This is a genomic window from Arsenophonus symbiont of Ornithomya chloropus (assembly GCF_964026495.1).
Classification (GTDB): domain Bacteria; phylum Pseudomonadota; class Gammaproteobacteria; order Enterobacterales; family Enterobacteriaceae; genus Arsenophonus.
Map to the genome: position 1 here is coordinate 765,605 of NZ_OZ032148.1, position 14,297 is coordinate 779,901.

Below are 14,297 nucleotides of genomic sequence, written 5' to 3' on the forward strand. Positions count from 1 at the left end.
TTTTTAAAAAAAACACATATTAAAAAATAATTAAATTTAAATTTTATTTAAAAAAATTTAAATTATAATACTATCTAACATAATATTTTTTTGATGTAATTTTTAAAAATATCAATATTAACTTTAATAAATATTTTATTTTTAATATAAAATAATTTATATATAATGAAAAACATCCGTATTTTTATAATTTTTTTTAAAATATATTGATAAAATAATCTCATTTCTTAAAGAAAACTATAAATGTACTATAAATTTAAAATTCAACAAAAAGCAAAATTTTCATCAATTATATTTTTTATAAAAAAATAATCTTTATCCATATTTTTATTTAAAATAAAAATATTTTATAATAATTTTTCAAAATTCATTTATTTTTAATAAATTTTCATGAAAATAAAACATAGATCCTTTAAATGTACTAATTCTCAATATTAAATTTTACTAATTATCTGATGTTGAAATTAAAAAATTGCTTTTATAGGTAACATTTGTCACAGACAATATATCAAGTTCATATCCAAGAAATGGGCTTAATTTTTATGCTATATTTATTTACTGGTTTAGATTTATACACCACATTACTATTAATTTTAGCACTATTATTTGTTTTGTTTTATGAAGCAATTAATGGTTTTCATGATACTTCAAATGCAGTAACAACAATTATTTATACTAAGGCAATGCGCGCTCAATTTGCAGTTGTCATGGCTGGTATTTTTAATTTTTTCGGAGTGATTTTAGGTGGACTTAGTGTTGCTTACGCTATTGTGCATTTGTTACCAACAGAACTATTATTAAATGTTACTACTAGCCATGGTCTAACAATGATTTTTTCTATGTTATTATCAGCTATAATTTGGAATTTAGGTACTTGGTATTTTGGATTACCTGCCTCTAGTTCTCATACATTAATAGGCGCAATTATTGGTGTTGCATTAATTAATGCATTAATAACTGATACTTCTATAATTGAAGCATTGAATATTTCAAAAGTAACAGAAATTTTTCTTTCTCTTATTCTTTCTCCTATTATTGGTTTTATTATTGCAGGATTATTAATTTTCTTTTTGCGTCATTTTTGGAATAATACCAAAAAAAAACGTCGTATCCATTTAACACCCATGGAAAGAGAAAAAAAAGATGGTAAGAAAAAACCTCCTTTCTGGACTAGAACTGCATTAATCTTATCTGCAGTTGGTGTTAGTTTTTTTCATGGTGCTAATGATGGTCAAAAAGGTATTGGTCTAATTATGTTAGTATTAATCAGCATTTCGCCAGCGGGTGTTCTTAATATGAATGCAAGTGATTATGATATAACTCGTACCCATGATGCTATTATACATTTACAGCATTATTATGAAGAATACCAATCTGTAGTTGAACATATTGTTAATAAATCACAACAACATTCAAAATTAAAAATTCAAGATAAACAATTTCACTGTGACAATTCGCATCCTATTAACATATTAAAATATACCTCATTAATTTTAACTGACGTTCAAAATTATTCAACAGTAAAACCTGAAAAACGTAATCAGATACGTAGATTATTAATGTGTTTATCTGATACAGCATTAGATGTAGCTAAATTACCGGAAACGAAAGTTGATGATGCGCGATTTTTACGTAATTTAAGTAATGACTTACTAAATACAGTAGAATATGCCCCACTATGGATTATTATTATTGTTGCTATATCACTTTCTTTAGGCACTATGATTGGTTGGAAGCGTGTATCCGTAACAATAGGTGAAAAAATTGGAAAAAAAGGTATGACTTATGCACAAGGTGTTTCAGCTCAAATTACTGCTACTCTTTCTATTGGTATCGCAAGTTATACAGGGATGCCGGTATCAACAACACAAGTTCTCTCATCTGCTATAGCAGGAACTATGATTATAGATGGTACTGGTGTACAAGCTAAAACAATTAAAAATATATTATTAGCTTGGTTATTTACACTGCCTATTTCTCTTTTTTTATCTGGTTTTCTATATTGGATATCATTAAAAATGATATTTATGAAATAATTTTTTATATCACTTGACAATTCATTGTTAGTTTTCATAATATTATCAATATATTATCTAAAACATAAATAATGATTCAGGAGTAATTATTAAAGAATAAGGTAAGCAAACAAAATATTTTTTGTTAAATTTTTATTCAAAATAAATAAACATCAAAACTAAAATAAAATAATTAGTAAAAATATTAAAAATATATAATTTATAATTAAGAAAATTATTAAAATAATTTACAATAATATTTGTTCATTAATTTAATTTTAAATTTTAAAATGCAAGAAATAAATATTTATATATCCTAAGACATATTTTTATATGTATTCTTTATTAATTGCCAAAAAATAAAAAATTTAATTCAAAACAAAAAACAAAAATATATTTCCAAAATAAAGAATTATAAATATTTCATATTTAGAAATTAATATTTTACAAAAAAAATACATAACTTTCTATTTTTATTTTTCTTAATAAACCATATGAAAAATTCAAATATAATACAAAAAATATTTTAAATCTAATAAAAATTAAAAATATAACTATCACTAATATAAAAATATTAACATAACAAAAACCTTAAAATTAAAAAATAATTTTATTATCTTTAACTTAATAATCTTTTAATAAATATAGAAAAATTAAAAATGATATTCTTAATAGTTTATTTAAAATATATAAAACTTTTGAAATAAAAAATAAATTTTAGCTGAATTTTTTACAAAAAATCAAAATTTGTAATTTTAATTACACATATTTTATTAAAAATATTTACAAAAATAATTAACAATTTTTTTAAAAAAATAAAACACACAAAAATAATGAATTATATTATTTTTTTGCAAAAAAAATATATCAGAAAATATACATAAATACCTAAAAATTTGATTAAAAATAATATAGAAAATTATGCAAAATATTAATTAATAATGGTTTAAAATTTATAAATATATTTATTTTAATAAATCAAAAATTTTTATTTTTAAAATAAAAATATATAAAGAATCTCATATATTAGATACATATATCAAAAAACTTTTTATTATCTCAATCAAAATTTAAAATTATAAAAATATTATTATAAAAATAAACTAAAATAAAAATATCTTTAATTGATTGTTATCTATATTTTAATCATATTAAGATCTTTTATAAAGATAAATCTTTCGAAAAAAATATTAATTATTTCTGATATAATCTTAATTATAAAATTTTTGACTTTTTATTATAATAAATATTTATCTTAATAAAAGATCTAATTACCATTTTAAATATTTAATATTAATTCTTATAAGATAAATAAATATCAAAACGATGCTTTTTTGTTTTTATAGTACCTTTTGGAGCTTCTTTTATCATTAAAGAAGTGGCATAATTTGGTCGTTTAACAATTACACGATATTTAGCAATTCTCATTGCAGAAATTAAAAGATCAGTAGCATCTTCATCAGAACCTACAAGACATTGTAATAAACGCATTTTTTTTTTATTAAAACACTTTTTTTTTCTATATGGATACATTGGATCAAGATAAACAACATCAGGTACAAAAGAAAGATTAGATAATGGAGAATCACTTAAAATATGCAATAAAATCATTCTATCTCTTAAAAAATATCCTATTTTAGAATCTAGATAAGCACGTTGTAATCCATTCTCAAGAAGTGCAGCTACTACAGGATTTCTTTCAAACATAAATACTTTACAACCTAATGAAGCAAGAATAAATGCATCAGTTCCAAAACCTGCAGTAGCATCAAAAATAGTCGGAAAATAAGTTTTTTTTATACCAACAGCTTTTGCGATAGCTTCATTTTTATAACTCGCTACTTTTCGACGAAATTGCAACTCTGGTGAAAGAAAGTCAACATATACTCCACCTAATTTAGGTTCATTAATTTTTTTTAATTGCAAATGTTCTGGTGTTAATACTAAAGCCATCAATGCATTTGGTGTATGTGTAATTTTCCATTGATTAGCAATAAGATATAAAGAATTTTTAGAAACTCCTGGTTCACAAATTAATTGAACAGACATGATTATATTTTATTTAAAACCATAACTTTTTAATATTGCATCTTTTTTAGGTAATCGACCACGGAAACGCTTAAAAAGGACAATTGGTGATTCTGAACCACCACGACTTAAAATATTTTCAACAAAAGATAAACCAGTATTACGATTAAAAATACCTTCATTACTAAATCTTGAAAACGCATCCGCAGCTAATACGTCAGCCCATAAATAACTATAATAACCAGCAGCATAATCACCTGAAAAAATATGACTAAATGTATGTGGAATGCGCGACCATTCAGGTAATGATATTACAGAAAATTGCTCTTTTATAGATTTTAAAATTGACAAAATTTTTCCACTTTTTGGAGATAAATAGTCAAGATGCAAATAAAGATCAAATAGTCCTAATTCTAATTGACGTAAAATACACATGGCTGCTTGATAATTTTTCGTTGCTAACATTTTCTCTATGATAAATTTTGATAATGGTTGACCGGTTTCATAGTGACCAGATATCAATTCAAGAGCTTCGGGTTCCCAGCACCAATATTCCATCATTTGACTAGGTAATTCAATAGCATCCCATGGAACACCATTAATTCCAGCAACATCTACCACATCAATTTTTGTTAATAAATGATGTAAAACATGACCAAATTCATGAAATAAAGTTATTACTTCTTCATGAGTAAATAAAGCAGGTTTATCATCTGTAGGTTTATTAAAATTACATATCAAATAAGCTATAGGTTTTTGATAAGTTCCATCAATATTTTTTAATCTATCAACACAAGTATTCATCCAAGCTCCACTTTGTTTATTCTCCCTAATATATAAATCTAAATAAAAGCTACCACATAAATTAGAATACTCATCATACAATTCAAAAAAACGTACATCAGCATGCCATTTTTCTATATCAAAACGTTCTTTAACTGTTAAAGCAAAAACTCTATTAATAATTTTAAAAAGACCTTTAAGAACAATTTGTTCTGGGAAATAAGCACGTATTTTTTCATTATTAATATCAAATTTATTTTGTTTTACTTTTTCACTGTAATAACTTATATCCCACGGTTCAATTTTTTTAAGACCATAATACTTTTTAACAAATTGCTGTAATTCACAAAATTCTTTTTTACCCTGATGATATACTTTATTACCAAAATCTATTAAAAAATCCAAAACCTGTTTAGGAGATTTTGCCATTTTAGTAACTAAAGATTGCTGAAAAAAATTATCAAAACCAAGTAATTTTGCTAATTCGTGACGTAAAGCTAAAATTTCATACATAACATGAGTGTTATCCCATTTTCCTGCATTTGGTCCCTCATCAGAAGCTCTAGTATTATAGGCATAATACATTTCTTGACGTAATTCATGATTATCAGCATATGTCATCACAGATAAATAATTTGGCATATCCAATGTAAATAACCATCCATTTTCACCTTTTGATGCAGCTAATTTTTTTGCAATTAAAAGCATACTTTCTGGTATACCAGAAAGAACTTTAATATCTTTTATTAATTTTCCCCATCCCATGGTTGCATCTAAAACATTATTACTAAAATGATTTTTTAATTCAGATATACAAATAGATATTTCTCTAAATCGCTTCTTTTTTTTTGCAGATAAACCAATGCCAGATAATTTAAAATCACGTAATCTATTTTTAATGGATGTTCTTTGTGCTAAATCCAACATATCAAATTCAGTACTATTTTTTAATATTTTGTACGATTTGTAAAGACCTGTATGATGTCCTATCCAAGTATTAAATTCTGATAAAATAGGCAAACAACTATTGTAAACTGCACGTAATTCAACATTATCTTTAACTGCATGCAAATGAGAAATTGATGACCAAAAACGAGCAAGTTGATCATTCATATTTTCTAGTGGTTGGCATAAATTATTCCAATTAAAATTACTATTTTCTGTAAGAATTGTATAAATAGCTTTTCGATATTCTTGTAAAATATAAGTCATTGCGGGAAATACATGTTGAGGACTTATTTTAGAAAAATTTGGCAACGAAGATTTTGTTAGTAATGGATTATTCATAATAAATATCCTATCATTATAATAATTATAACAAAATAAAAAATTAATATTAGTATGAATATTATTATCTTTTATCTAATTTTAGAAATTTTATCGGTTGATATTTTTTATGCTTCTTAATCATCATTAATTAAAAAAGTACTTTTATCCAAAAAAGCATCCTATCATAAGATAAAAAAAATATAACTTTTTACTAATTATAATATATTAATATTATTTTTTGATTCTTTATGAAAATTATATAATATAATATTATAAAAATAATACTAAACAAAAAACAATCAAATTCAATTTTTATATATCAATTAGTTAATATTTTAATAATTTATTATTTTTATCTAAAATTGTAATTGCACAAATTATGAATCAATATATATTCTATAAAATATTCTATATTCAGTAATATTGAATTATGATTTTATAATATTTAACAAAATGTTTAAAATTTTTATAAACCATATTATAAATTTAGATAAAAAGAATTTAGAAAAAATAATTTTGTATTATTTTGAATAATAAAAAATATCACTTTTTTATTCGTCAAAAATTCATAATGAAAAAACAAAAAAATAATTATCATATAATACAATTATATATCTTAATGCTTATGATCATAAATCAATTACATATAATATTTTACATATATCTGTTTTTACTTAAAAAAGTATATTTTTTAACATGCAAAATTAAGATCAATAAATACTTTATTTGTAATACTTGCAAAATAAATATTTGTATAATTATTATTACAAATAACTTACAAGCAACTGAATTAAGTTACAACTTTTATGTACAGTAAAATGTTTAAATTACTAAAAAAATAACATTTTATGTACTTAATCAATATTAAGTATTATACTTTATATTTTATAAAAATTATAAATTTAATTAATCTTTTAATAAAAAAACAAAAAAAATATTTATACAAAAAATTAAGCAAACTATAAAGTACGAATAATTTATTATGAAAAATTATTTTTTATGAAAACCCACATTAATATTTTTAAACAAAAATTGTTCTTTTTTTTATTTTATAAAAAATCAACATAATTAATAATAGTTTTATGAATTTAAAATAAAATATAGTAACTAATAATTATTTCTTATATTATAAGAATAATAACACAAATATTTTATAAAAAAACACAAGCTTTATAGCATTAAAAAATAAATTACATAAATCTAATGAAAAAAGTTTGATATAGAGATCATAAAAATTTATATTTCAAATAATGTCTTGTAATTTTTTTTATCTTTAATTTATTATTCTTAATATTCTTCATATTTTATTTTTATAAACAAAAATATATTTACCCGATCTTAAATCGATGATGATTAAGCTTAAAACAAAAAAGAAAAAATAGTTAATATTCATTGGAATATATATTATGAATTAAAAATATTCAAAAAAAATACATCTTTTAAAAAATACTTCTTATGATTAGTAAGGTGCTTAGAAGACCATTTTAAAAAAAATACCAAAAAATGAATATATAATATTTTTACCATTGTATATATCAGAAAAAATGTTAATACTCATATAGTTTAAATTTATAGGTCCCGTTACTAATTTCATTGGTTAAGCGGGTTATCATAAACGTATAATCTTAATAATACCAAAAAAATGGCAGAAAAACGTAATATCTTTCTGGTTGGACCAATGGGAGCTGGAAAAAGTACTATTGGTCGACAACTAGCACAGCAACTTAATATGGATTTTTTTGATTCTGATCAAGAAATTGAAAAACGTACTGGTGCTGATGTAAGTTGGGTATTTGATCTAGAAGGCGAAAAAGGTTTCCGGGAACGTGAAGAAAAGATCATTAGTGAACTTACAAAAAAACAGGGAATTGTATTAGCAACAGGAGGAGGATCAGTAAAATCAAAAGAAACACGTAATCGATTATATACACGTGGTGTAGTTATTTATCTTAATACTACAATTGAAAAACAAATAGCAAGAACAAAACGTGATAAAAAAAGACCTCTATTACAATCAGAACAACCTACTCAGGAAATCCTAAAACAACTGGCAAATGAACGTAATCCTTTTTATAAAGAAATTGCAGATATTACTATTCATACCGATGATCAAAGTATAAAAGTAGTTGCTAATAAAATTATTAAATTATTAGAACGTACTAAATTTTAATGAATATATTAAAGGCAAAATTAATATGGAAAAAATAAGGGTATTACTTGGTGAACACAGTTACCCCATTACTATCTCTTATGATTTACTTAATTCATGCAATGTATATTCACCTCTTAATAGTGGTGAATATGCAATGATTATAACAAATAAAAAACTATATTCTCTGTATGGTAAACATGTACAATCTACTCTTAGTAAAATAGGGGTTAAAATTAATAAAGTTATTTTACCAGATGGGGAAAAATACAAATCATTAACTACTGTTAATACTATTTTTACAGCTTTATTGAAACACAATCATCCAAAAACTACTACTTTAATTGCTCTAGGTGGAGGGGTCATTGGTGATTTAGCAGGATTTACTGCAACTTGCTATAAAAGAGGTGTTCGCTTAATTCAAGTACCAACAACACTTTTATCTCAAGTTGACGCATCCATTGGAGGTAAAACAGCTATAAATCACGCTTTAGGAAAAAATATTATTGGTACTTTTTATCAACCTACATCAGTTATTATTGATTTAAATACTTTAAAAACACTACCAAAACGCCAATTTTCTTCAGGATTAGCCGAAATAATAAAATATGGTATAATATTAGATAATATATTTTTTTCTTGGCTAGAAAAAAATATGAAATATATTTTAGCAAATGATAAAGAAAAAATTGCTTATTGCATACAACATTGTTGCAAATTAAAAGCAAAAATTGTTGCTAAAGATGAAAAAGAAATAAATGGAGAACGTGTATTATTAAATTTAGGTCATACTTTCGGTCATGCTATCGAAATCGCATTAGGTTATGGGATTTGGTTACATGGTGAAGCAATTGCTGTAGGCATTGTGATGGCAGCAAAAACTGCAGAATTAATCGGTAAACTAAGTAATTATGATACTAAACGTATCATAAATTTACTACAAAAAGCAAATCTTCCTACTAAAGGACCTGAAAAAATAAATCCGGAAACTTATTTTCATTACATGATGAAAGACAAAAAAATATTAGATAAAAAAATAAATTTAGTTTTACCTCAGTATATTGGTAAAGCAAAATTATATTTTAATATTAATAATGAAATTATTTTAGAAGCAATAAAAGCATGTATTTAGAAAAATTAAAAATTAACAAAATTATTGAAATAATATTTTGTATTTTTATACCTAATACCTATTAAAATTTAATCAATCATGCTTGACAAATATAGAATTACTTTGATTTAAAAAATAAATTTCAAAAAATAATTTAATATTTCTACACTAGATAAGTTTAGTAGTTCTACACTAGATGAGAATAAACCAAAACTAATAAATCATCTAATAAAAATAACAAATTTATAAAAAAATGATTCAACTATTCTGAAAATATTAAAAATAATTTTAGCTATTTTATTATTTAATGAAAAATTTAAAACAGAAAAAAGAATAACAACAAAAAACATGCTTTTAAACTATTAATAATTTTGATATTATTGACTTTTATTAAAAAAATATAAAATATTCTATATATTTATATAATATAAAAATATTAATTGCTTGAAATCATAAAAAAATTTTTCTAAAATCTATTTTAAGAAATAATCAAATATCATAAGTTCAAATTGTCTTTCTAATTTAATTTTTTTATGCTCTTTTTTTTAAACTATATAAAAAATATTTTAAACATTTTATTACTTATTAAAATAAAGTTTTATAACAAATTATATCTTTAAAAAGGATCAAAAAATAATAACCTTTTTTCAAACACTACAAAAATTTTCATAATAAAACAAAATTCAAAAAAAGAAAAAACATGCTTTTCTGAAATTGACTGATAATAAATATTTCATAATTGAAATACTCAACAAATATTTACCAAAAAGTAATTTTCTAATTGATTTTTTTTGAATAAGTGCAATGTATTTTAAATACAAGTTACAATACTTATATATTAGTTAACATTAAAAATACTTTGATTAATTAATATAATACACTAAAATATCCAACTAAAAAATTTACAGCATACAAATCTACTCTTTAAAAATCCACTTTTTAATAAAAAATTTAATACAGCTAAAATCTTTTTTATTTACGTACTAAATTCAATCTATCAAAGAACCCTTAAAATCGTAACAAATTATTTTTATATCTTAAAATCATCATTGTTATGATTTTCTTTTGCTTAAACATTTCAAAAAAGAATACAAAATCACATTTAGATTTTATTAAAAATCTTAGTTTTCTGAAGAAAAATTGTATTTTTCCTAAAAAAAACAAAAAACATTATCACTTTTCAATAAAAGTGCTATTATTTATTATAATTTACCTTTCTTGTTATAGCACTTTTTAAAAAAGCTTCTTTTATAAAAAATTTTATATATAATTTTTTAAAAAAAATAAAAAGCAAAATGATAATATTTACTAAAAACTCCCTATCTCTTATTATTAATAGAAGAAATATTAATTTTAATATAAAATCATAATACTCTTATGAAAATAGCATGATATCATCAGATAAAATCAAATCTAATTCCAGTTAAAAAATAATTAACAATGACAGCCTTACTTGCAAAAAATAAATGAACTATTAAAAATTTATTATGATTGAAATGATAAAACACTTAAAAGATAAAAAATATCGGAGATAATAATGAAAAAATTTTTTATTGCTCCCTCTATTCTGTCTGCAAATTTTGCATGTTTAGGTGAAGATGTTAAAAAAGTTGTTAAAGCTGGAGCAGATATGCTTCATTTTGATGTCATGGATAACAATTATGTTCCTAATTTAACATTTGGGCCAATAATATGCAAAGCATTACGAGATTATGGGATCACTATTCCAATTGATGTACATTTAATGGTGAAATCAGTAGATAGACTCATTGCTGATTTTGCCAAAGCAGGTGCAACTTATATTACTTTTCATGCTGAAGCTATTAAACATATTGATCGAACATTACAATTAATTAAAGATAATGGATGTAAAACAGGTTTAGCTTTTAATCCAGCAACACCATTAAATTATTTAGATTATGTAATAGATAAATTAGATATGGTTTTGATTATGTCGGTAAATCCAGGTTTTAGTGGACAAACTTTTATTCCAGGAACTTTAAATAAGTTGCGCCATGTTCGTAAAATAATTGATAATAGTAATTATAATATTTACTTAGGAGTTGATGGTGGTATAAATATTGATAATATCATTCATGTTGCAAATGCAGGAGCTAATACTTTTATCGCAGGTTCTGCTATTTTTAAACAACAAAATTATAAATTTGTCATTAATTCTATGCGTAAAAAATTAGCTTCATTAATTAAAAATTCATAAAAATTAGCTTCATTAATTAAAAATTCATATACAAAAAAAATAAAAAACCAATGTTTATGAAATTATACATAAATTTTAAAATAAAGAATTAATAAAATAATTAATAACATTTTTGATATCTTTTTAAAAAACAAAAAATTGATTCTTCATTACATATTTTGAAAAATATATTATAATTTTTTAATTATATGTTACAAACGCTTATTAAATAATTAATATGAATATACCTGTATCAGTTATACAAAAAATAACCAATATCAAAAAGCCTATTATATTTAGTGGAACTCAACCATCCGGAAAATTAACTATTGGTAATTATATTGGAGCAATAAGACAATGGGTTGAAGCACAAAATAATTATGAGTGCATTTATTGCATTGTTGATCAACATGCAATTACAATTCGTCAAGATCCAACAGAATTACGAAAAAATACATTAGATACATTAGCTTTATACTTAGCTTGCGGAATTAATCCTAAAAAAAGTATTATTTTTTTACAGTCCCACGTTCCTGAACATAGTCAATTGCATTGGATATTAAATTGCTACACTTATTTTGGTGAACTCAAAAGAATGACACAATTTAAAGACAAATCCATGCATTATTCTAAAAATATAAGTGCTGGATTATTTAATTATCCAATATTAATGGCAGCGGATATTTTACTTTATCAAACAAACAAAGTACCAGTTGGTATTGATCAAAAACAACATTTAGAATTAAGTCGTAATATTGCTAAACGCTTTAATAACATCTATGGTAAAATATTTACAGTACCAGATCCCTTTATGCATGTAACAGGTACTAAAATTATGTCCCTACAAGAACCAAAAAAAAAGATGTCAAAATCAGATAATAATCATAATAATATTATTATTTTATTAGAAAATCCTAAATACGCTATTAAAAAAATAAAACTAGCTATTACAGATTCTGAACAACCACCAAAAATTTATCATAATTTAGAAAAAAAACCAGGGATTTCCAATCTCATAGAGATTTTATCTGGAATTACAAATACTTCTATCGTAGATATAGAAAAACAATTTTCTGGAAAACTTTATGGGGATTTAAAAAATGATGTAGCTACAGCTATTAATGATATATTATACAAAATACAAAATCGCTTTTATGAATTTCGCAATAATGAAAAAAAATTAAATAATATTTTATTAGAAGGAGCTATAAAAGCGCAAAATAAAGCGCGAATCACCTTAAGTAAAGTTTATGAAGCAATCGGTTTCATGAATTTTACAAAATAAAAAACATTTTCATATTTTTTCTATCAGTGCATAAAAATTTAAAATTAAAATGATTTAAGTATTTTATGATCTCTTGAGATCAATCACAAAAAACACAAAAAACAAACAAAACAAATATACAAAAATAAAAATGATTAAGATGAAAATATCTAGTATAGAAAAAACATATTATAATTAAATAAATATTTTAGCTATTTTTTATCTGAAATATACAGAAACTGATAATAATGCACAAATATTTATTTTTAAAAAATTTTTTAATATTTTATTAACAAAAAAGTTTAAACGTAAATTTTTTTTTATAAAAAAAAAATTACTTACTTATTGATATTATCATAACTTTTTTGTTAAATTTATTAATCAATATAATTTTATTTTTATTTTAATGAAAAATTAATCACTTTTTGATCACTAATCACTAAATCAAAAAAAATACAAAAAGTTAGAGTTCATTAATTTTTTTTATAAAACGTTTTTCAGCTTCATCCCAATTAATTACTGACCAAAAAGCTTTAATATATTCTGCACGTCGATTTTGATATTTCAGATAATAAGCATGTTCCCAAACATCAAGACCTAAAATTGGAAAACCAAAAATATCAGAAACTGGTTCATCCATTAATGGATTATCTTGATTAGCTGTTGAAACAATTTCTAATTTTTCATCTAATCTTAATATTAACCATACCCATCCGGATCCGAAACGACTTAATGCATATTTTTCAAAACTATTTTGAAAATTTTGTAGATTACCAAAATCTCGTTCAATTGCATATCTTAATTTTCCTTGAAGTATAGTGCCTATTTTTAATCCTTTCCAAAATATGCTATGATTAGCATGTCCACCGGCATTGTTTCTTAAAAAAGTACGTTTATTGACTGGAATTTTATTTAAATTTTGTATTAAATCATCAATATCTAGTTTAGCTAACTCAGGAAACGTTTTTAATACATCATTTGTATTATCAATATAAGCTTGATGATGTTTTTTATGATGAATCCTCATTGTATTCTCATCAAAATATGGTTCAAGTTCAGAATATTTATATGGTAAATCCGGTAATGTATAACTCATAAATTATAACTCCTATGTTTTTTTATAAAAACTATTCAAAGTCTAAATAATCGCTTACACAAAAAAATATTGTCATCAAATATAATACATCAGAAAAAATATTTCACAAAAACTAACATAAATACTAAATAATCAATTATATTTAATTATTATTTCTAAGACTTATAAAGTATTTTATTTTATAATAAATATACTTATACAGTATTTTTAATATAATTTATTTTAGCAATTTTAAAAAACAAAAAAATAATATAAGAATTTATAGCAAAATTACTACAAAAAATCAACAAGATCTAAAATAAAATCATCATTTCTAAATTAAGAATGATTAAAAAATTAATTCTATTTATAAAATATTTGAATATTCCTAATATTTATTATACAA

General features: G+C 22.3%; 8 protein-coding genes. 5 read left to right on the forward strand and 3 right to left on the reverse strand.

Features of this window, described 5'->3' with window-relative positions; translation table 11 throughout:
* The first annotated feature begins 542 nt into the window (after nucleotides 1–542).
* On the forward strand, nucleotides 543–2,036 hold the full coding sequence (pitA, locus tag ABNS14_RS02885) for an inorganic phosphate transporter PitA (RefSeq protein ID WP_348666672.1): 1,494 nt from the start codon (nucleotides 543–545) through the stop codon (nucleotides 2,034–2,036).
* Between the two features lie 1,272 nt (nucleotides 2,037–3,308).
* Here pitA and ABNS14_RS02890 read toward each other — a convergent pair.
* Nucleotides 3,309–4,064, reverse strand: a complete 756-nt coding sequence (locus ABNS14_RS02890) for a class I SAM-dependent methyltransferase (protein WP_348666207.1) — start codon at nucleotides 4,062–4,064, stop codon at nucleotides 3,309–3,311.
* A 9-nt stretch (nucleotides 4,065–4,073) separates the two neighbouring features.
* On the reverse strand, nucleotides 4,074–6,113 hold the full coding sequence (prlC, locus tag ABNS14_RS02895) for an oligopeptidase A (protein WP_348666208.1): 2,040 nt from the start codon (nucleotides 6,111–6,113) through the stop codon (nucleotides 4,074–4,076).
* A gap of 1,624 nt (nucleotides 6,114–7,737) precedes the next feature.
* Here prlC and aroK point away from each other — a divergent pair.
* From aroK to trpS, 4 genes are all read left to right on the forward strand, one after another.
* Nucleotides 7,738–8,265, forward strand: coding sequence for a shikimate kinase AroK (gene aroK, locus ABNS14_RS02900; protein ID WP_348666210.1), 528 nt, complete (start codon nucleotides 7,738–7,740; stop codon nucleotides 8,263–8,265).
* A 25-nt stretch (nucleotides 8,266–8,290) separates the two neighbouring features.
* Complete coding sequence (gene aroB, locus ABNS14_RS02905; protein WP_348666211.1) at nucleotides 8,291–9,376, forward strand: 3-dehydroquinate synthase; 1,086 nt, start codon at nucleotides 8,291–8,293, stop codon at nucleotides 9,374–9,376.
* A gap of 1,516 nt (nucleotides 9,377–10,892) precedes the next feature.
* A complete protein-coding gene (rpe, locus tag ABNS14_RS02910; RefSeq protein ID WP_348666213.1) occupies nucleotides 10,893–11,573 on the forward strand; it encodes a ribulose-phosphate 3-epimerase in 681 nt (226 codons plus the stop codon).
* A gap of 217 nt (nucleotides 11,574–11,790) precedes the next feature.
* The gene (gene trpS, locus ABNS14_RS02915) at nucleotides 11,791–12,837 is read left to right on the forward strand and encodes a tryptophan--tRNA ligase (protein WP_348666214.1); all 1,047 of its coding nucleotides are present in this window, start codon (nucleotides 11,791–11,793) and stop codon (nucleotides 12,835–12,837) included.
* A 442-nt stretch (nucleotides 12,838–13,279) separates the two neighbouring features.
* On the opposite strand, the gene ABNS14_RS02920 is transcribed toward trpS, so the two are convergent.
* On the reverse strand, nucleotides 13,280–13,912 hold the full coding sequence (locus tag ABNS14_RS02920; protein ID WP_348666215.1) for a Fe-Mn family superoxide dismutase: 633 nt from the start codon (nucleotides 13,910–13,912) through the stop codon (nucleotides 13,280–13,282).
* Nucleotides 13,913–14,297 lie beyond the last annotated feature (385 nt).

Bases quoted from the DNA above. Each gene is read 5' to 3' on its own strand.
- pitA (WP_348666672.1), top strand. From the start codon at position 543: ATGCTATATTTATTTACTGGTTTAGATTTATACACCACATTACTATTA.
- ABNS14_RS02890 (WP_348666207.1), bottom strand. From the start codon at position 4,064: ATGTCTGTTCAATTAATTTGTGAACCAGGAGTTTCTAAAAATTCTTTA.
- prlC (WP_348666208.1), bottom strand. From the start codon at position 6,113: ATGAATAATCCATTACTAACAAAATCTTCGTTGCCAAATTTTTCTAAA.
- aroK (WP_348666210.1), top strand. From the start codon at position 7,738: ATGGCAGAAAAACGTAATATCTTTCTGGTTGGACCAATGGGAGCTGGA.
- aroB (WP_348666211.1), top strand. From the start codon at position 8,291: ATGGAAAAAATAAGGGTATTACTTGGTGAACACAGTTACCCCATTACT.
- rpe (WP_348666213.1), top strand. From the start codon at position 10,893: ATGAAAAAATTTTTTATTGCTCCCTCTATTCTGTCTGCAAATTTTGCA.
- trpS (WP_348666214.1), top strand. From the start codon at position 11,791: ATGAATATACCTGTATCAGTTATACAAAAAATAACCAATATCAAAAAG.
- ABNS14_RS02920 (WP_348666215.1), bottom strand. From the start codon at position 13,912: ATGAGTTATACATTACCGGATTTACCATATAAATATTCTGAACTTGAA.